18 protein-coding genes are annotated in these 19,255 nt (G+C 36.7%); 11 read left to right on the top strand and 7 right to left on the bottom strand.

Annotated elements, in window-relative coordinates:
- Nucleotide 1: 1 nt before the first annotated feature.
- Complete coding sequence (locus tag AC07WY_RS20145; RefSeq protein ID WP_494736996.1) at nt 2–412, top strand: hypothetical protein; 411 nt, start codon at nt 2–4, stop codon at nt 410–412.
- An 81-nt stretch (nt 413–493) separates the two neighbouring features.
- On the opposite strand, the gene AC07WY_RS20140 is transcribed toward AC07WY_RS20145, so the two are convergent.
- Both AC07WY_RS20140 and AC07WY_RS20135 read right to left on the bottom strand, forming a co-directional pair.
- Nucleotides 494–1,639, bottom strand: coding sequence for a hypothetical protein (locus AC07WY_RS20140; protein WP_262084834.1), 1,146 nt, complete (start codon nt 1,637–1,639; stop codon nt 494–496).
- 719 nt (nt 1,640–2,358) lie between these two features.
- The gene (locus tag AC07WY_RS20135; RefSeq protein WP_494736995.1) at nt 2,359–3,060 is read right to left on the bottom strand and encodes a DsbA family oxidoreductase; all 702 of its coding nucleotides are present in this window, start codon (nt 3,058–3,060) and stop codon (nt 2,359–2,361) included.
- 192 nt (nt 3,061–3,252) lie between these two features.
- On the opposite strand from AC07WY_RS20135, the gene AC07WY_RS20130 reads away from it, so the two are divergent.
- Both AC07WY_RS20130 and AC07WY_RS20125 read left to right on the top strand, forming a co-directional pair.
- Nucleotides 3,253–4,002: a hypothetical protein gene (locus AC07WY_RS20130; protein WP_004818529.1), complete on the top strand. Its 750-nt coding sequence runs from the start codon at nt 3,253–3,255 to the stop codon at nt 4,000–4,002.
- 17 nt (nt 4,003–4,019) lie between these two features.
- A complete protein-coding gene (locus AC07WY_RS20125) occupies nt 4,020–4,868 on the top strand; it encodes a DKNYY domain-containing protein (protein ID WP_494736994.1) in 849 nt (282 codons plus the stop codon).
- A gap of 12 nt (nt 4,869–4,880) precedes the next feature.
- On the opposite strand, the gene AC07WY_RS20120 is transcribed toward AC07WY_RS20125, so the two are convergent.
- Complete coding sequence (locus AC07WY_RS20120) at nt 4,881–5,246, bottom strand: MerR family transcriptional regulator (RefSeq protein ID WP_494736993.1); 366 nt, start codon at nt 5,244–5,246, stop codon at nt 4,881–4,883.
- A 240-nt stretch (nt 5,247–5,486) separates the two neighbouring features.
- On the opposite strand from AC07WY_RS20120, the gene AC07WY_RS20115 reads away from it, so the two are divergent.
- Entirely contained in the window at nt 5,487–5,996 is a 510-nt protein-coding gene (locus tag AC07WY_RS20115) for a hypothetical protein (protein ID WP_335954593.1), read from the top strand.
- 298 nt (nt 5,997–6,294) lie between these two features.
- Here AC07WY_RS20115 and fadA read toward each other — a convergent pair whose 3' ends face one another.
- Both fadA and fadB read right to left on the bottom strand, forming a co-directional pair.
- Nucleotides 6,295–7,467, bottom strand: coding sequence for an acetyl-CoA C-acyltransferase FadA (fadA, locus tag AC07WY_RS20110; protein WP_004718442.1), 1,173 nt, complete (start codon nt 7,465–7,467; stop codon nt 6,295–6,297).
- 12 nt (nt 7,468–7,479) lie between these two features.
- A complete protein-coding gene (gene fadB / locus AC07WY_RS20105) occupies nt 7,480–9,633 on the bottom strand; it encodes a fatty acid oxidation complex subunit alpha FadB (RefSeq protein ID WP_004818537.1) in 2,154 nt (717 codons plus the stop codon).
- Between the two features lie 432 nt (nt 9,634–10,065).
- On the opposite strand from fadB, the gene AC07WY_RS20100 reads away from it, so the two are divergent.
- The 6 genes from AC07WY_RS20100 to uvrC all read left to right on the top strand — a co-directional run bounded on the left by AC07WY_RS20100 (nt 10,066) and on the right by uvrC (nt 16,729).
- Entirely contained in the window at nt 10,066–11,058 is a 993-nt protein-coding gene (locus AC07WY_RS20100; protein ID WP_494736992.1) for a hypothetical protein, read from the top strand.
- A gap of 225 nt (nt 11,059–11,283) precedes the next feature.
- The gene (lpxO, locus tag AC07WY_RS20095) at nt 11,284–12,228 is read left to right on the top strand and encodes a lipid A hydroxylase LpxO (protein ID WP_262084839.1); all 945 of its coding nucleotides are present in this window, start codon (nt 11,284–11,286) and stop codon (nt 12,226–12,228) included.
- Nucleotides 12,229–12,338: 110 nt separating this feature from the next.
- Entirely contained in the window at nt 12,339–12,962 is a 624-nt protein-coding gene (locus tag AC07WY_RS20090; RefSeq protein ID WP_004718435.1) for a PH domain-containing protein, read from the top strand.
- A 135-nt stretch (nt 12,963–13,097) separates the two neighbouring features.
- The gene (locus AC07WY_RS20085) at nt 13,098–13,517 is read left to right on the top strand and encodes a PH domain-containing protein (RefSeq protein ID WP_262084840.1); all 420 of its coding nucleotides are present in this window, start codon (nt 13,098–13,100) and stop codon (nt 13,515–13,517) included.
- A gap of 317 nt (nt 13,518–13,834) precedes the next feature.
- Nucleotides 13,835–14,767: a hypothetical protein gene (locus AC07WY_RS20080; protein WP_262084841.1), complete on the top strand. Its 933-nt coding sequence runs from the start codon at nt 13,835–13,837 to the stop codon at nt 14,765–14,767.
- A gap of 162 nt (nt 14,768–14,929) precedes the next feature.
- A complete protein-coding gene (uvrC, locus tag AC07WY_RS20075) occupies nt 14,930–16,729 on the top strand; it encodes an excinuclease ABC subunit UvrC (RefSeq protein WP_494736991.1) in 1,800 nt (599 codons plus the stop codon).
- A 48-nt stretch (nt 16,730–16,777) separates the two neighbouring features.
- Here the strand turns inward: uvrC and AC07WY_RS20070 are convergent, their stop codons facing one another.
- Both AC07WY_RS20070 and AC07WY_RS20065 read right to left on the bottom strand, forming a co-directional pair.
- Nucleotides 16,778–17,203, bottom strand: coding sequence for a hypothetical protein (locus tag AC07WY_RS20070; RefSeq protein WP_262084843.1), 426 nt, complete (start codon nt 17,201–17,203; stop codon nt 16,778–16,780).
- Nucleotides 17,204–17,226: 23 nt separating this feature from the next.
- The gene (locus AC07WY_RS20065) at nt 17,227–17,877 is read right to left on the bottom strand and encodes an NAD(P)-dependent oxidoreductase (RefSeq protein ID WP_262084844.1); all 651 of its coding nucleotides are present in this window, start codon (nt 17,875–17,877) and stop codon (nt 17,227–17,229) included.
- Nucleotides 17,878–17,984: 107 nt separating this feature from the next.
- Between AC07WY_RS20065 and AC07WY_RS20060 the strand changes: the two genes are divergently transcribed.
- Nucleotides 17,985–18,878 (top strand): LysR family transcriptional regulator, encoded by an 894-nt coding sequence (locus AC07WY_RS20060; RefSeq protein WP_494736990.1) that lies wholly within the window; start codon nt 17,985–17,987, stop codon nt 18,876–18,878.
- The last annotated feature ends 377 nt before the right edge of the window (nt 18,879–19,255 follow it).

Here is a 19,255-nt window from a genome sequence, read left to right as displayed (position 1 = left end):
AATGAATAAATTTAAAAAAATTCAATGTATAGGCTGTTCTATATTACTCAGTTTAGCTACAACAGTAGTGATGGCATATGAACTGCCACCTGTTGAAAAGCGCAATGCAAATACCACAGATCTTTCAGTACATAACGCCATGTTCTTACGACAAAACACACAGGCTGCTGTGATTGGTATATTGAAAAAAAATGGTCAGAAGTATGAACTTGCAGCTAGCGATGGGAAAGGGGGAATGGCGTTACCGATAGTAGTACATCCAAGTCTTAAAATAGACGATGCTTTAGTTGATAAAGAAGTTAGGGCGATTGGGCGAATGACTTACGAAACAATGTATATGCCAAATTCTAGCGACTTTGGTCCCGCTTATAGTTTTACTTTTGAATTGTTTTCAATTGCCTCATTGAATTAAAAGGATGTGGCAGGCGTTTTATCAACATCAGTGGATAAGTCGAAACTTATCCACAGTTCAGCTTAAAGATTCATCTGATGTTTAAAATAACGCTTCTAAACGGACCAAAGCACTTGGGAAATGGCTACGATCTTCACGACGATCATTAAAATAATTTAAATCGCCTTGTACGTAAAACCATTCACGCCAAACAGGTTGTCGCCAAGACACGAAAGGCCCCCAACTGTTGAGCTTAAGGTCATTATTATTATAATAACCACCAGTATAGATACCGTAGTTAAAGCGATTGTTTTTAAAGAACTGATGTTGACGATAAGTACGGTTATCCCAAGTTAAATCATCGTCTTGTTCATCTGCATACGTCACATAGAATTGGTTAGAAATAAAGGGCTGATTGGGGCGAGCATGGGTTAGCTCTAAGTTGGTTCTCAAGTAGTTTTCACTGTCGATGCCATAGCGATAAATTTGTTCCGCGTGAAAAGTAAAATCATTCCCCAGTTTCCAATCCTTTTGGGCCTTTAAACGTGCATAAATATCATCGCCTGAACGAATACCAAGGTCTGCATCTAAGTCAAAAGGTAAGCGTTTAGAAAGCTGTGACCAACGTAAAGCAATCGAGCTGTTATCATCACGGATTTGTTTACCATCCACGCGTTTATCTGGATCGCCATCAGCATGATTATTATTGATCGCAATATTATTGGAAATTTCATCATCTAATGAATCATCACCAAACACCACACTTAAACGGTTTTCAAGTGTGGGTAATTTTACTTTTCCTCGAATACGAGGATTGACATCATAACCATCATGTTTGTTCCATTGATTATCAACAATGATCCGCAACGTTGCTGATGCTGGATGTGCTGGATCAGTTTTTCCAAACCAGTTGTCCATTTTATTGGCTGTACGATCTGCCCAATTGCTAATCTTTTTCTGCTTTTTGTCGGCCCAAGTTTGATCTTCTGTTGCATCTGTTGGAGGAACAATAACCTGATTAGATTGTTCTGGGAAAATGGTCGGTGTTGAGTCAACAATTTTTGGTATATAGTTGAGCAAGCCCATCTCATTTTCTTTGGTGGTGGCTAAAGAAGGTTGCTGATCAACTTTCCCCGTTTTAGCATTCGCTTCAAGACTGCTATTTACTTCTGCAAATGCAGCGTTCCCAAAAAAACCGCCTAATATTAAGACATAAGGTAGTTTTGAGAAGATTGATATTTTATTCATATGCCCACTTCTTAAACTTTGAGTCATTCAGTTTTTAATTTTCAGTATAACTATGCCTTAAAAAAACACTGAATTTCAATGAAATCGCTATTTTAAGTACAAAAAACATAAATTTATTTAAAATGAAGCGTATTCTATTAGCGATATCGCGAATCAAAGCATGACTTAAGCTGTTTTTGAATAGATAAGTGCTTTTATTATACAAAGCCCAATTGTAGTAAAGCTTTTAAGCTAAAAATTCTTTGAAGACAAAATCTACACTTATCCAAGAATAGATCAGCAATTTTGAATAACTGCCATGCTGGTTTGAAAATCGAGAATGAAGAAAAATTATACGCTTTTGTGGATAACTTTAATTTTATCCTCAAGGCCGATTTTATTATGGAATAAACAAAAACACCTCCAAAAAAGGAGGTGTTGTGTCTTAAAAAATAAGAAAATTAAAAAAGAAACTACAGCGCATGAATTTCGTGGGAACGAAAAATATTTACAGATCTTAGTCTAAGAAAAAGGTGATGAATAGTTCCTTTTCTGCAACGCTGTATTGCAAAAATGGCACGTAAAATTTTAAAAAATGGCCCATTAAAAATAAGGCATAGAAATCATTCAATATATTTTTATGATCTATTTACGTTGGTTTTTTAGCCATTCTCTTAAATATTATGATAGTGATTGAACAATGAAGAAATTCCTTCAAGGAATTTCTTCATTGTCTGAGTTTATTTGTTGGGAACTTCACAAGACTCATCAGTACAAACAGGGCCATCCTGTTGTTCGATTTCAGCATCATTTGCAGTTTCAAGGGCTTTTTCTAATACTTGTACAAAGACTTCACGTGGTTGAGCACCCGCTAAAGCCACACGTTGATCAAAGACAAAGAATGGTACACCTGTTACTTTTAATTGTTCATGAGCAACTTGTTCATCGAATTTTACAAAGTCAGCATATTCTTCAGAGTCTAGAACATCATCAACTTCTATTGGATTTAAACCAATACGAGATGCAACATCTTCAATTGTTTCACGCTCACCAATTGGTAAACCTTGGGTCATATAGCTATAGAAAAAAGCTTCTTCTGCTTCTGAACCTAAACCCTTACTTTGTGCAAGGTGAATGATACGATGGGCATTAAAGGTATTTCCTGAATTGGCATTTTCCCAGTTAAATTGAATTCCTTCTTCTTTCGCCATTGCTGCAATATTACGTTGCATATCTTCAACTTCAGGGATGCTACGTCCATATTTTTGCGCAAGACGTTCAGAGTTTGATACTTCTTGACGCGTAGGTGCTTCAGGATCAAGTTCAAAACTGTGCCAATGGACTTCAAGCTCAATACCTGCTTGTTCAGCAGCAGCTTCTAAACGTTTTTTACCGATATAGCAAAAAGGACAAACCACATCTGACCAAATATCTACGCGCATGGGAAATCTCTAACAATCTAATTCTGGATTATGATGGGGTTTGTTTGCATAAATTTAAAGTGAAACTTTTAAGCGATGCCCATTTTAAGCTTATTCAGCAAAGGTTATTTATTGTTATTTTGCATAATTAATATACAAAAAAGAGTCGCTTAGGATATTCTAAGTAATCTATAAGGATGTTCGGAGCTTGGTATGCGTCGACTTTTGATTGTTTTCGGTATCATTTTTCTGGCTGTTATTGGATTTTTCTACTATGACCATACTTCAGTAAAGAATGAAGAAGCCAATCGCCAAGCATTTGATTTGGTGATGACTGAAAAAATGCGGCAACTTTCTGAACAAGCTCAAGACCGCTCTAAACCAGTAAATATTGATATTCATGATAATCGGCTCAAAGGTGATTACAAAACTTTGTCCGAATTTTTACTCAAATATTGGGCCAAGAATATTGATACACGAAACACTTATTTAAATCAGCTCGCAGCGGCCAAATGGGATCATTTTTTAGATGTAAATCGTTTGGATGCTGACCGTAAACAGAACTATGTCGAAACAACACAGATGTTGGTGACTGTACGACAAGCGATGCAGCAATATCAGCAAAAAAATAGACAAAATAAAATTGAGGCTTTAAACGAATTAAAAAAAATAGATTTGCGCAAGGACCTCAAAAAACCATTACAGGATAAGCTCGAACAGAATGCTGAACTTGACCCTGAAAATACCTTAATCTTAAATGAGCTACAAATTTTAGGTAAAGCTGAAACCATGTTTGATCTGTTAAAAAAATATGAGTGGCAGAAGCAAGGCAATCAAATTTTGTTTAAGGAAGATGCTCAAGTGAAACAGTTTAACCAGTTGTTTCAGGATGTACTGAAATTGAATAGCCAAATCAATCAGAAAAAAGAGCAAAATGCGGAAGTATTAGAAGAAGCCTTGTAAATTTTAGAAGTAAATGAATGAAAAATATAAAAGTATCGCTGTTTTTTGCAATATCTATACTGCTATTGCTGGGTGGAATTGGCTATGTCTACCAGACGCCAATTCTCGTTCAGCAGGATTGTAAAAGTGTTGCTTTATATCGTTATCATTTTGCTGTTTATCAAATTGACCGAGACTCCATTCTGGATGTCGATACTTATAAAAAGGTTTATGGATGGAAGCATTTTTTAGGCTTAGCCCCTATTTTATGTGCTGAACAAATTGAGTATGACCAATGTGTCGTGGAGGAAAAGCGAGCGGCTTTAAATGCTGAGCAAGAAAAACAGCAATGGAGCCTTGTGCGGGACAATTTATATATCAATCCTCAACGGGAATTGGCGTTAAAGTTTCCTTATGCAAATCGTTGTAGCATATTTCTATCTGAACATGTTTTGCCCAGCAAAAGCCTGTCGATTATGGGTGAGCGTTTTTATCGACATTTGGGTTTTGGTGGTGAAGATGGGCCTTCTTTGAATGACACTATAGATTTAGCGAGCTTTAAGCAGTTAAACCCTTCTAATTTGTATAAAGATAAACGGCATGTTTATCGTTACTTTAGCATGCTGGATGGGGGCAGTTTTTCTGTTTTAGAGGGTGCAGATGCTAGTAGTTTTGAACTGCTCGGAGATTGCTATGCAAAAGACAAACATCATATTTATGAAGAACGTTTTGGCAAACTTGAGGATGCAGATTATGCAAGTTTTAAAACCAAATCAGATGCGGGATGTGTTGCACAGGATAAAAATGGCTATTGGTTTTGGAATGATCGAAAAGCTTGGAAAGATATGAATAGTGAAGAAAAAGAGCGAGTCAAAGCGCTTCAATGAGGTTGATCTCGATTAGCGCTTGGTTTTTTCAACTTTTCCTTGCACTAAAAAAGATGTTAATAAGTTTTGAGATTTTTTGAGTTTGACTAATTTTTCTGAAATATGTTCTAACTCCATTTCTAATGTCTCTTTGGCAACTGGGCATAAGGTAAGTTTTTCCTCAGCCAAATCGAAACATGGCAATAATAATTTAATGTCTTTTAAATGCATGCCAGCATCATTGAGAACTTTAATTTTTTGAATATCCTCGATGTTTGCTTGATTATAATCTCGATAGTGATTCGCTGTTCGTCGCGGACGAATTAATCCTAGCTCTTCGTAATAACGGAGCATACGCGGGCTGACTTGAGTTATCTCAGCAACTTTAGCAAGATTCATAATAGACCTCTTATAAACTGAAATGGATCAGTTGGAAAAAATTTATCGGTGGCTCTATTCAAGCTGTTGAATGAGTAAAACCTATTTAATCTTTATTTTAGAATTTTAACAGTATTGACCGTTTATCTGAGCTTTAGTGAATCTCGCTATAATTTGTTATAGCCTATTTAATAGACAATATTAAATGTATTGAATCATTTTATTGAATGTATAGGATGATTTATTTTTTAGGTGAAATGTATGAACTTTATCAAAGTTTCGATACTTGCAACGGCTCTTTCTGTTTGGTTACCCACTGTACAGGCAGAAGAAGTTGCCTCATTGCCTACCATTAAAGTGATGGCGGATTCTGAACTGCGTCAAGAAGCTGTAGGTGTTGTTCCTTATCAAGAAGATAAGGATGTACGTAAAGCGTTACAGCATCAGATCATTAAAAAAGAGAATGAGATCCAAAATTATGTGATAGGCGATAATTTTGCTGTGCTTGATATGCAGCCCAAAGCCTCTGAACCGAATATAAATCAAATTTCTTCACCATTACTCAGAGAGTACGTTTTGGCTGTGGCTGCTGGTTTACAGTCCTCTGATCCTACATCAGGTTTGTTTACCATGATGGAACCACTTTCGATGGGGATGAATCGTGAGAAAGCCTTAGAGGCTGTGCGTAATGGAACGTTTAAACTGAATATTGATACAGATCGTTTGAATTTTCTGTTAGGTGACAAGTGGCAAAGTGCTCTGCCTAAGTGATTCGTTATTTAAAATTTTCATTATTTTATTAAGCCAATCTGTTGATTGGTTTTTTTGTATCTTGTGTTCTGTCCTAAAAGTTAAACTTAGTGAATGCAATGCAAATAATAGCGAGAACAATTCAACGACCACAGTTACAGCTTGGTTTCTAAATTGTCTGCAGCAGATCAAGTGAGTAAAAGTAAAATGATCTATAAAAATCTCAAAATGAATATAGTCTTTTAGGGAAAGTTGGATCACTTTTAATAAAAATCCCCGCATTAAGCGGGGATTTTATATCTTGGTATTTAATTAAGAATTAAACACGTTCGATAATTGTCGCGATACCTTGACCAAGACCAATACACATTGTTGCCAGACCGATTTGAGTATCTTGTTGTTCCATCACGTTCAACAATGTCGTGGTGATACGCGCGCCAGAACAACCCAATGGGTGACCCAATGCAATCGCACCGCCGTTTAAGTTGATCTTGTCTTGCTTGTCATAGATGTTCAAGCCTTTCATTACAGAAAGACCTTGAGCAGCAAATGCTTCGTTTAACTCGATGGTTTGGATGTCTTCCATCGTTAAGCCAGCACGTTTAAGCGCTTTCTGTGTTGCAGGAACAGGACCATAACCCATGATCGCAGCATCACAACCTGCAATCGCCATTGAGCGAATCACAGCACGTGGCTTAAGACCTAAAGCTTGAGCACGTTCAGCAGACATCAACAACATTGCTGATGCACCATCAGACAATGCAGAAGAAGTCGCAGCAGTTACAGTACCACCTTTAGGGTCAAATACAGGACGTAACGCTTTGAATGCTTCAAGGTTTGCATCTGGACGAATGACTTCGTCGATGTCGCAAAGGATTTTGAAGCCATTGGCATCATGACCTTCAACACCCACGATTTCGTTTTTGAAACGACCTTCCTGAGTTGCAGCCCAAGCGCGACGATGAGATTCAACACCAAACGCATCTTGTTCGTCACGACTAATGCCGTTCATACGACCTAACATTTCAGCAGTTAAGCCCATCATGTTAGATGCTTTCGCATAATGCTTAGATGCTTCTGGGTTAAGGTCGATGCCGTGCATCATACCAACGTGACCCATGTGCTCTACACCACCGATGATGAATACATCACCTTGGTTGGTTGCAATTTGCGCCGCAGCAGTATGGATTGACTGCATAGAAGAACCACAGAGGCGGTTTACAGTTTGACCACCAACAGTCTTCGGTAAGTCAGCCAATAACACGATGTTACGGCCAATGTTCATACCTTGTTCTAGGGTTTGGTTAACACAACCCCAGATCAAATCTTCAACTTCATTGACATCAAACTGGTTACGAGCAACTAAAGCACGAACCAATTCAGCAGATAAGCTGTCAGCACGTACATTGCGGAACATACCGTTTTTGGTTTTACCCATTGCAGAACGTACGCCATCAACGATGACAACGTCACGTGGATTTAAAGTAGCCATTCACGTTGCTCCTTAACCGTAGAATTTTTTGTTGTTTGCAGCCATGTCACGCAACATTTGTGGCGCTTCATAAGCCTTACCTAAGTGTGCATATTTGTCGCAAAGCGCAACATATTCAGCAACACCTGTTTGGTCGATGTAACGCGCTGGACCACCACGGAATGGAGGGAAACCTACACCCATGATCATTGCCATATCTGCTTCAGAAGCAGTAGAAACAATGTTGTCCTCTAAGCAACGAACAGTCTCGTTACAGAACGCGAGCATCATACGGTCAATAATTTCTTGAGCATCAAACTCGTGCTTTTCAGTTGTTGCCATCGTTGCAACAAGCTCATACGCAGTTGGATCAATAGATTTCGCTTTCTTACCTTTACGATCAAGCTCGTATTTGTAGAAACCGATGTCATTTTTTTGACCAAGGCGTTTGTTTTCGTACATGATTTCGATCGCGCCTTTATAGTCAGGCTTCATACGGTCTGGGAAACCTTCAGCCATAACTTCAGCACCATGCACACCAGTGTCGATACCCACAACGTCGATCAAATAAGCAGGTCCCATAGGCCAGCCGAATTTTTCCATGACTTTGTCAACTTGTTGGAAGTCTGCGCCATCTTTAAGTAGAAGGTCAAACGCACCAAAGTAAGGGAACAATACACGGTTTACAAGGAAGCCAGGGCAGTCATTTACAACGATTGGTGTTTTACCCATTTTCTGAGCAAGAACAACAGTTGTCGCAATTGCTTCTTCAGATGTTTTCTCACCACGGATCACTTCAACCAAAGGCATCATGTGAACTGGGTTAAAGAAGTGCATACCCACGAAGTTTTCAGGACGAGTCAATGCATTTGCAAGACGCGTGATTGAAATCGTAGAGGTATTTGAAGCAATGATCGTATTTTCACGAACTTTTGCTTCTGTATCACGTAACACAGCTTCCTTGATTTTAGGATTCTCTGTAACTGCTTCAATCACGATGTCAACTTCTTTAAACTCGTCATAGCTTAAAGTAGGACGGATACGTGCAAGTGTTTCACCCATTTTTGCAGGTGTCATCTTTTTACGTTCAACTTGTTTAGTCAACAAGCCATTCGCTTCAGACATACCCAAAGCAAGCTGTGGGTTACCGATGTCTTTCATGATGATTGGTGTGCCTTTGCTTGCCGCTTGGTAAGCAATACCGCCACCCATAATACCCGCACCTAAAACAGCCGCCTGGTTAACAGGGTGAGCACCTTTCTCATGTTTTTTAGATGCTTTTTTCACAACTTGGTCATTGATAAACAAACCGATCAATGCGCCTGCTTGTGGTGTAATCGCAGCTTTAGCAAATGCTTCAGCTTCAATTTTTAACGCTTCATCACGTTTTTGGCTTACACCAGCTTGAAGTGAATCAAGAAGAAGTTTTGGCGCAGGGTATTGAGCAGGATTTGCTTTCGCAAGGACTACACCTTTAGATGAGTTAAATGCCATCATTTGTTCAAGCATGTCTAATTTAACAGGCTCTAATTTTTCTTGACGTTTTGCTTTCCAATCTAAACGACCAGAGATTGCTTGTTTAACAAGATCAATCGCCGCTTCTTGGAGTTTGTCAGCCGCAACAACTGCATCTACAGCACCGTCTTTCAGCGCAGCATCTGGACGTTTGTTTGCTGAAGTCGCGATCCACTCAACCGCATTGTCAATACCAATCAAACGGCTTAGACGAACAGTACCACCGAAACCAGGAATGATACCCAGTTTAACTTCTGGTAAGCCCACTGTTGCAGCATTTGACATTACGCGGTAGTCACATACCAAACACATTTCAAAACCGCCGCCCAATGCAATACCATTGATCGCAGCAACTTTAGGAATCTCTAGATCTTCAAAAGCGTTAAAAATCTCGTGAACAGGCATTGCCCATTCTACAATTGCACTTTCACCTTGCTTAAAATTTTCACCAAACTCAGTGATGTCTGCACCAACGATAAATGTTGATTTACCAGAGGTAACGATGAGACCTTTCACTTCACTGTTATTTTTTACAGCTTCAATAGCAGCTTTAAAGTCTTCAATCGTTGCACGGTTGAATTTGTTAACCGACTCACCTTGTAAGTCAAAGCGGAATTCTGCAATTCCGTCCGAAAGCAATTGGACGGTAATGGCATTGCCAGCGTGGATCATGCCCTGATCTCCTTTTTTGGAGGACTTCTTAAGTTGATGTTTTGAAGTGTGTATGCAATTCCCGCACACATTTCGACTTCACTAATCTTACGATAACTATATCTAAAAATAACCTAACAAGTTGTATCAAGCCGTGACGCAAGGGTCATCAATTTTTTTTGAGTAGAAGATTAAATTAAGCTTTTAAATTTTAAGATTTTTATAGGTTTTTTGCATAAATATTTGAAATTTATTTATTTAATGTAAATTCCTTTGTGCATTTCTTTACAAAAATGAATAAGAATAGCCATCCATAGTGATTCATTTTTTTTGTCATTTAGGTCAATTGGTGTGAAATTTAATTATTTGTTTAGAAAATCTTTATAATCTATTGAATGTTTTGTATTATATATGTAATATTTGGTTGGTATTTAATCACAAAAAGGACCTGTTATGACTACACAAAACAAAAAACTCGCATTTACAGCTATTTTTTTATCACTCTCTTTGATTGGATGCGGAGGAGGTGGTGACTCTTCATCAGATAATTCCAATACTTCAACAACACAAGACAGTTTGGATAATGGAACACGCTATTACTTTGTTGACTATGAATTAGATGATGGCTCTGATAATTTGACTATGGAATATTTTGAAATATTCAATAAACAATTTAAGAATTCTGAAGCTAACAAGTTTCTAGGTGAATATATATTAACAGCCAACAAATTGTATACTCCGCGTGAAATTGCTGTGAATACAGTAGTATTGAATTCTATGACCTCATGGACCTCAACCTTAATTGGTAATGTTAAAACTGATCTTAAATTAGAAAAAGTTGATATTTCAGGAAAAAATATTTTTGATACGGTTTTACCAGGCTATCGTAGTTTAGGTTTCGATAGTGAAAATAGTTATTCTGAAGCACGAAAATTGTTGGCTTCGTACGGTAATGATCGTTTTCCACAGGGGAGTAACTGCTATCGTTTTACCTCTCGAAAGAACAACCAAGACTATTTTAGCTTTAAGACAGATAATGAATTTAATCAGACATTTGAAGATTTTAAAGAAACAAGTTCGGACTATGTTGATTTTTTAAATCAACAACTTAAACCATTGGGCGTAACCTATCGTTATTCAAGCGGCAGTTGGCAGAATATTCCGTGGACGACTGTTTATGAAACTGATACTGGTGCAGCTAATGATGATTATGTTGCAGTTAAATATCAGAATAAAACATATTTAGCTGATTACGATAGTGAAATTGAATGGACGAATGCCAAAGAAATAAGACAATGGGAGAAATTGCTCGGAATAGCCACAACAGATAAACAAACAAGAACAGCAAAGTTAAATATTGAACAACTCAAGAAAGGGTGTGCTGTATATAATTCGAAAGCTGCATCAACTTTGGCTTCTCTAAGACTGATTGATTGGAATAATTAAGAAAATAGCTGAGAAGTCTGTCAATAAAACTTTAACCAAATTTGTAGGCACTTCTACAAATTTGGTTTATTTATAATAATAATCAATAAAAACATATAATTAGGTCGTTGTGGCTTTTTGATTTATAGATTTGTTATAATTTGTAGAAACATTCTCCCTTTTTGAGATTTAAAACTCTATCAGCACATGTTGCTTGATTAACCTGATTAATGAAAAGAGTGCTGTATGATTAAATGGATCATATTGGCGATTTTTGTGATTTCTGCTTTGTATATCCAAAATCGCGGTAAAGTGCGACATTCGTTTTATCGTCAATTTTTTGACCATTCAACGATACTCGCACCAATTAACTTTCTCATGTATATGTTTTCAAACGTGCCGAATCAGCCGTATATCGACACACAACATTTTAAAGATTTAAAGGTGTTAGATGAAAACTGGGAAATGATTCGTGAAGAGGCACAAGCGTTATATGCCAAAGGTGGAATTAAGGCTTCAAGTACATATGATGACTTAGGCTTTAATTCATTTTTTAAAACAGGTTGGAAACGGTTTTACCTAAAATGGTATGACTCAGCACATCCTTCAGCAGCAGAACTTTGCCCAAAAACAACTGAATTGCTGAAAACTTTGCCAAGTATCAAGGCAGCAATGTTTACAGAGCTTGCACCTGATAGTCGATTAGTGCGCCATCGTGATCCTTATGCAGGTTCATTGCGTTATCACTTGGGGCTCATTACGCCAAATGATGATCGTTGCTTTATTGATGTAGATGGTCAACGTTATTCATGGCGAGATGGTGAAAGCGTGGTTTTTGATGAAACCTATATTCATTATGCTGAAAATACCACGGACCAAAATCGTATTATCTTCTTTGCTGATGTAGAACGCCCACTAAAAACAAGATTTATGCAGCGCTTTAATCACTGGTTCGGTAAAAAAGTGATGACTGCTGCCAGTTCTCCAAATGAAGTAGGGGATCAAACAGGCGGGTTAAACAAAGTTTTTGGTTATGTGTATCAAATCCGCATTAAAGCCAAAGCCTTGAAAAAAACCAATCGTCAGTTGTATTACTTTTTGAAGTGGTTCTTGATGTTAGGGATTTTCTTCCTGATTTTTATTCGACCATATATGTCACAGATTATCGCATTTTTCGAAAAGATGATTTGATTTAAAGCGCCCGTCAGGGCGTTTTTTTTAATAACAAATTTTGACTTGAGTTTAACGCTCGATTTTTTTAATTTACTTTCATAATTTATAAAAGCGCTGGAAAACACAAAATGTTTAAAAATTTAGCCTCAGAAATGATGGGTATGAGTGATATTGGGACAATTATTGAGCCGCATGATTTCAATAAAACAGATATTGATGATTATATTTTTCATGAAGATAACGAGAAAATTTTCTTTGTCATCAAAAGCAAAACAGATGAATATTGCTTTACCAATGTGGCTTTTATGCACCTAGACGGTAAAAGTGCGATCAGTAAAAAACGTATGCTGTATCGCTACTTATATAAGCACAACCCAATTAAAAATGTACTTTTAGAAACTGCTGGTACCGTGGATTTAGATGCTGAAATCAAGTTCCAGTTAGGCGAACAACACTTCTCTATCGATATTGATAAAAAGCAAATTGAGAAAATTCGCGATCTCTATAAAGCATTATTTACCATTGGTGAAACCTGCAAAGAGATCAATCGTAAACGTAATGTGCTATTACAAAGCACTGACAATGTGCAGAAAATGTTTAACTTACGAGAGCTTAGTGAACAGGCAATTTTAAATTTACCTGAAATCATCAATCAGACTGCGCAACAAGTTGAAGATTATGCCAACCAGCGCATTCGACAGATTGAGAATTATGATTTTTCTGAAATTTTTGATCGCTATTTAAAAAATTGATGCTTAGACATTTAGTCAAAAATTAAAACGCTCGAAAGAGCGTTTTTTATTATGTAAATTGATGATTTTATAGTCATATTTAACTCAAAATTCAGATAGAATAATATTTTGTATGGGAAAACTTTGAAGAGCGTGATGCAAAAATTTCATACTAAAATTGATTGGTGGATTTTAGGCTTTTTAATCGCAATGACAGGTCTACTGATTCAATTGCTTTATACCATGTATGCAAAAGGCACTATGGTTGAATATCCTGAGCATACAGCGGTGTATATTTTAACTATTGCTGTGATTTGGTGGCCAGTTTTCAATACACGCTATATCATTGAAAATGAAGCATTGATTATTCATAGTCTATTTTTAAAATGGCATATCCCATTGGCAAATATTCAAAACATCAGTAAAACCAATAATTCGATTTCATCACCTGCCTTATCTCTAGATCGTTTGAAAATCGAATATATGAAAGATGGAAAAATCAAACAGGTCTTGGTTTCTCCAAGAGATCAACAGGCCTTCCGTCAGGCAGTAGAAGTCGCTCGTACTCAGATTTAAATAAATAGAGAATAGCGATCGTTTGTGATAAATCTTTTAGAATCATCATAAGACGTGAATTATACGGGTATTGAAAGTGCCTTCTCGCTTTGGAAGAAGATTGAGATGAGAGGGCTTTTATGTTTTATGGTTTTAAAATATTTATAAAAGCAGCCTAAAGTATAAGGCTTAACGGAGACGAGAATCTCGTAAAATTTACTTTAATAATCAACTAAGTGAAAATAAAAAACAGTGAAAATTTAAGCGATTTACACTTGTGATTTCATGAAATATTGGTTAATAATGATTCAAAACAAATAGTATAGTGAATCTATATAATGAAAAAAACAATATTTTTTGTAATCAATGCTTTAATTTTAACAGCTTGTGGTGGTGGATCGGATGATTCATCTGTTTATCAACCACCCGCTAAAATATATGCTATAGATACTTTTAGTGGTGAATACGATCTTACATCATTATTAGTTTTCTCAGCAGTTTATACAAATTATAAAATATATAACTTTGATTCAAATAAGGATTTTTTTGTAAAATATAGTGATAGACCTGTTTTTAAAACAGAAGCATTACGAAATTTTGTTACACAAGAGAATATTTCTACAATTGTGCCTCCTCAAATGGAAAGCTATCAGTTTTTAATAGGGGAAAAAGTCAATTTTGATGAAGAAACTCTACGATATACGGCTAGTAATTATATTGCATTTAAACCGTTAGTCTTGTCTTGGAAATATAAGAAAATTGATGTTTCAGGTCAACTCATTGAAAGTGATAAAAATAATCCAATGCATATGATTAGAAAGAGCCCAAATGCTGAAGTGTTTGCAGCAATTCTGGGGGTAGGTTATGGTACATCTAATCTATTTCCTGAAGGATCAATCTGTTGGCAAAAGCAAACAGCCCAAAGTAGTCAAGAATATATTGAGTTTTACCCAGAAAAGATTATTCGCCATGTGAGAGAGGATTCTGAAATCCAAAGGTCTGGTCTGTGGAACAAAGTAAGTTGGGTCGAGTTTAAAATAGATATTAATGAGCCTGAAAGAGCAAATGTAAAACTCATTATTGACGATAAGATTTATTGGGGATTTTATCACCCGCTAAATGAAACATTTATAATTGAACCTAATCAATTGAGTTGTGATTATATGAACGAAACCGCTTTTAAAGCAGCGATGTTCAAACCTGATGTGCTATCAGAGTTAAGAAAGATAGAATTATGGGAGACTTGGGCTACGATATATTTAGACGACTAGTTTATAACTAAAATATTCTTATTGAAGCGTAATTTTATGAAAATGAGTGGCTCATAAAGGCAGTAGAAACTAATAATATTTAAAAATTGAATCACTCATAGACTTGAAAAATGGATGATCTAACTACATCATCCATTTATAGTCCAAAGTTAAAAGTCTACTGTGAACGAAAACGCACGTGAAAATATCGAAAAGATTCTAGCCAATATGACGACTTTACCTGGTGTGTATAAAATGCTGGGAAAAGAGGGTGAATTATTATATGTCGGAAAAGCCAAAAATCTAAAAAATCGCGTACTGAGTTATTTTGTCAAAACGATTGAACATCCGAAAACACAGGCTTTGGTTGCACGTATTTATAATATTGAAACTCTTGTCGTCCGTTCTGAAACAGAAGCTTTATTACTCGAACAGAATCTAATAAAACTGCATCGCCCACCGTATAACATTATGTTGCGCGATGATAAATCTTATGTCTATATTTTTGTCTCCGCAGATAAACCTTATCCACGTATTGCTTCAGGACGGGGCAAAGGCAAACATCAAGTGGGTAAGTTTTTTGGCCCCTATCCAAGTGCTTATAATGCAAGAGATACGCTTTTAGTTCTACAAAAATTATTTAATGTTCGTCAATGTGAAAATAGCTATTTTTCACAGCGTAAACGTCCTTGTCTGCAATATCAGATCAAGCGTTGTACTGCGCCTTGTGTGGGGCTGATTTCACCCGAAGCTTATAATGAAGACGTACAAAACTCAATTCGTTTTCTAAATGGTGATACCAAAGAACTGAATCAGGAATTGATTCAAAAAATGGAACAAGCGGCAGAAAATCTAGAATTTGAGAAAGCGGTATTTTACCGTGACCGCATGGCCTTACTGCGTGATGTCCAAGCACAGCAAGCTATTTATAAAGTCAAAGGTGAAGCTGATATTCTCGCCATTGCCTATCAAGCGGGTGTGACCTGTGTACAGATCATGCATGTGCGTAATGGGAAAATGCTGGGTGGGAAAAGTTATTTTCCAGATATGTTAGATGATGATTTGGGGCAAATGTTATCTGATTTTATCGCCAATTTTTATTTTCAGGTCGCAGATGAAGTTCCAGCCGAACTGATTGTCAATGTGAATGTGACAGACCGAAAAGAACTGGAAGAGGCTTTACATCAACAGTTTGAAAAGAAAATTCAGATTAAACACAATGTTCGTGAAACTCGTGCTGAATGGCTTGAGTTGGCTGAGATGAATGTTCAGCATGCGATCAAAGGAAAATTAGCCAATCATTTAGAATTAAATGAGCGTTTTCATCAACTGGAACAAGTCTGTGGACGACCTGTTGATCGTATAGAATGCTTTGATATCTCCCATACTATGGGCGAAGCGACCATTGCATCATGTGTGGTTTTTGATGCAGGTGGCGCACGTAAACGCGATTATCGCCAATTTGCGATTGAAGATATTACTGGCGGTGATGATTATGCCGCAATGCGCCAAGCCTTAACACGCCGTTATAAAAAAGCCATGTTACCCGATTTATTATTGATTGATGGGGGTAAAGGGCAACTTCATATGGCGATGGAAGTTATGCAAGAGCTTGGTTTAGATGCATTTATGGTGGGTGTTTCCAAAGGTGAAGGGCGTAAACCCGGTTTAGAAACACTGCATTTTACCGACGGCACGAAGATTCAGCTTCCTGAAGACCATAAGGCACTGCATTTGATTCAGCAAGTTCGTGATGAAGCACATCGTTTTGCAATCACCAAGCATCGCGCTAAGCGAGATAAACGTCGTGGAGGTTCGGTACTTGAGGCTATTCCAGGGTTGGGCCCAAAACGTCGGCGTGACTTACTGACTCATTTTGGTGGGATTCAAGGTGTACTTAAAGCCTCTGAACATGATTTAAAAAATGTTCCCGGCTTAGGCGATGTTATGGCACGAATGATTTATAAAGTGTTGCATGAATAACGCCGTTATTTTAGAAATAAAGCGGAATAGGATTAATTTAGTAGTTGCTTAATTTCTGGTTACGAAAAATTCTGCACCTGAATTAAGTATATTAATTAGCATATTTCTATCAAATTCTTTATTTGCTACTGCACTAACCATCCCAAGACTTAGTTGTAAATCGGGTTGTAATATTACAGCGTCACTTTTTTGTTTAGTCAGCTCAACATCCAATTTTTTTAAACCATTGAGAATATTGGCTAATTTTCTGCTTATAAACTGATGCTGCACTTTCGTTTGAGGAAGTGTAGCATTTTGCAGTGGAATATAAGTTTCCACATTTATTAGTATAATATTTTTTTCATGAATTATTTCATAACCATCCTTATTTTTAGGGCTGACTAATAAATCACTATAGATGTATATATTTTCACAATAATGTTCTAGCTTATCAGGATCTAAAATATATGTTTGGTTTTCAATTGAAATTTTCATGAATTCTATTTTGCTTTACTTGGTTAGTAAGCGACAGTGAAACGTTGACATGCAAATTTTTTCTGTTCCATTTCATCAATTAATGCAATTGCTAAATCTTCAGCAGAAATTGTGCCTGGCTGATTTTCATTCATTAATGGTGAATCAGTACCTAAACGATATGTTCCAGTCCGAACCCCAGGATTTGCTGGCGAAAATCCAATTGGAGGGCTGATCATTGTCCAATCCAATTGCGTTTCTTTTTTCAACTCGTCAAGTAGAATTCGGGGACCATTTGCTCCCTCGAAATATTCTTTTGGGAATTCTGGAGTGTCAATTATTTGTACACCTGGTGCAACATAAAGACTACCCGCACCTCCAACGATCAAAATGCGTTTAACTTTGGCTCTTTTTACTGCATTTAGAATGGAGCGTGAGCCTTTTAGATAATCCTCACAAATATTAGGATTAGCCCAACCTGGATTAAATGCACTCACAACTATATCCACATCTTCTAAAACAGATACTAATGAATCCTCATGCATTACATCTATTTGGATAATCTCTAAATTATCTCCTGCTTTTATCGAACTTGGGTCAAGAACAAGTGCTTTTACTTGATATTTACGATCAAGCAATTCGGTAAATAAAGCTGATCCTACATATCCAGTTGCACCAATTAGAGCTATTTTCATTTCAGATTACTCAATATTAAAATTACTTCTTAATTAAAATAGTATTTGAAACTCATAAGCGAAAATAGTAGTGTTTTTGATCTACCACCTTGAAGCTGTAGTTTAAAATGGATCATTACAAACGGATGGTTATTTTCACCAAAGTTGTTGAGCAAGGCTCAATGAGTGCAGCAGGGCGGCTATTGGATATGTCACCTTCAGCTATAAGTCAGCAAATTCGCTATTTAGAAAATCATAGTGGTATCACTTTATTACACCGCTCGACTCGAAAATTGACTCTAACGGGCGTTGGTAAACGCTATTATTACTATTGTCAGCAGTTATGTCAGGCTGCAGATAATGCTCAGGCAGTATTGGAATCTGAAATAGAGGAACCCTTTGGTGAGCTTCGTATAGCAGCTCCTGTTGGGTTGGCCACTTATTTGGTCAGCAGTTTGGGAGAATGGAGTCAAGAATTCCAACACTTAAGTATAAATCTACAGGTTCATGATGACCATATTGATTTAATTGAACAAAGAGTTGATTTAGCAATACGGATAGGGGAGATGCCAGATTCTTCTTATGTCGCACATAAAATTGGAACAATGCGAATGGGGTTGTATGTAACTCCGAGATGGATAGAAGAAAATGGTATGCCTAGTCACCCAACTGATTTAAAAAATTGTGAATGGTTACACGTGCAATTCAATAGTACAGGATTGAGACAATTACATTTCTTTAATGAATATGAGTATTTGAATTTTACAGTGGAAATGAAACCGAAGTTTGTAATTAATAATATTTTACTTCTTCGGAAAATGTGTGAACAGGGGTATGGAATTTGTACTCTAAGTGAGTTTGAAGTAGAGCAATCAGTCAAGGAGCAAAGGTTGATCCGTATATTACCACAGTGGCATTTAGGAGAAACCAATATTTGGGCAGTGACAACACATAGGAAAGCACAATCAGCGAAGGTAATTCAGGTAATTGAACATATAAAAAAACAATTGATATTGAAATAGTGCTGCTCTGAATCTTAATAAGATTGTTCACAACTTTATGAGCAAAGATAATGCTTGCATAGTTGATCAAGCAATTCGTAATAGTAAAAAGCACGTTTTAGTATTTCTGGTAATGCACGATCATGTCGCCCTATTTTGAATATAAAGTAGAGCATAAATAAACGGTTATTGTTGCCAAGAGATGCTGCTTTTGGAAATATTCAAGTGCTGTAGGATTGCCTTTTTCTGCAATTAGATAGTCTATCTAAAACCAAAAAAAGATTGATTGTATATATAATACAATGTGTTAAAACCTTATTCTTATTGTTGTAGACGTGCGTCAACTGGTTTGGAATCTGAATGATCGCTATTGATCCTAAATCGCATTTGCAAAAACA

The sequence above is a fragment of the Acinetobacter sp. GW821-FHT01C12 genome, assembly GCF_059422625.1.
This window is presented reverse-complemented; position numbering and strand designations above follow the sequence as displayed.

Excerpts from the sequence above, each read along its gene's own strand:
- AC07WY_RS20145 (WP_494736996.1), top strand. The coding sequence starts at position 2 with ATGAATAAATTTAAAAAAATTCAATGTATAGGCTGTTCTATATTACTC.
- AC07WY_RS20140 (WP_262084834.1), bottom strand. The coding sequence starts at position 1,639 with ATGAATAAAATATCAATCTTCTCAAAACTACCTTATGTCTTAATATTA.
- AC07WY_RS20135 (WP_494736995.1), bottom strand. The coding sequence starts at position 3,060 with ATGCGCGTAGATATTTGGTCAGATGTGGTTTGTCCTTTTTGCTATATC.
- AC07WY_RS20130 (WP_004818529.1), top strand. The coding sequence starts at position 3,253 with ATGCGTCGACTTTTGATTGTTTTCGGTATCATTTTTCTGGCTGTTATT.
- AC07WY_RS20125 (WP_494736994.1), top strand. The coding sequence starts at position 4,020 with ATGAAAAATATAAAAGTATCGCTGTTTTTTGCAATATCTATACTGCTA.
- AC07WY_RS20120 (WP_494736993.1), bottom strand. The coding sequence starts at position 5,246 with ATGAATCTTGCTAAAGTTGCTGAGATAACTCAAGTCAGCCCGCGTATG.
- AC07WY_RS20115 (WP_335954593.1), top strand. The coding sequence starts at position 5,487 with ATGAACTTTATCAAAGTTTCGATACTTGCAACGGCTCTTTCTGTTTGG.
- fadA (WP_004718442.1), bottom strand. The coding sequence starts at position 7,467 with ATGGCTACTTTAAATCCACGTGACGTTGTCATCGTTGATGGCGTACGT.
- fadB (WP_004818537.1), bottom strand. The coding sequence starts at position 9,633 with ATGATCCACGCTGGCAATGCCATTACCGTCCAATTGCTTTCGGACGGA.
- AC07WY_RS20100 (WP_494736992.1), top strand. The coding sequence starts at position 10,066 with ATGACTACACAAAACAAAAAACTCGCATTTACAGCTATTTTTTTATCA.
- lpxO (WP_262084839.1), top strand. The coding sequence starts at position 11,284 with ATGATTAAATGGATCATATTGGCGATTTTTGTGATTTCTGCTTTGTAT.
- AC07WY_RS20090 (WP_004718435.1), top strand. The coding sequence starts at position 12,339 with ATGTTTAAAAATTTAGCCTCAGAAATGATGGGTATGAGTGATATTGGG.
- AC07WY_RS20085 (WP_262084840.1), top strand. The coding sequence starts at position 13,098 with ATGCAAAAATTTCATACTAAAATTGATTGGTGGATTTTAGGCTTTTTA.
- AC07WY_RS20080 (WP_262084841.1), top strand. The coding sequence starts at position 13,835 with ATGAAAAAAACAATATTTTTTGTAATCAATGCTTTAATTTTAACAGCT.
- AC07WY_RS20070 (WP_262084843.1), bottom strand. The coding sequence starts at position 17,203 with ATGAAAATTTCAATTGAAAACCAAACATATATTTTAGATCCTGATAAG.
- AC07WY_RS20065 (WP_262084844.1), bottom strand. The coding sequence starts at position 17,877 with ATGAAAATAGCTCTAATTGGTGCAACTGGATATGTAGGATCAGCTTTA.
- AC07WY_RS20060 (WP_494736990.1), top strand. The coding sequence starts at position 17,985 with ATGGATCATTACAAACGGATGGTTATTTTCACCAAAGTTGTTGAGCAA.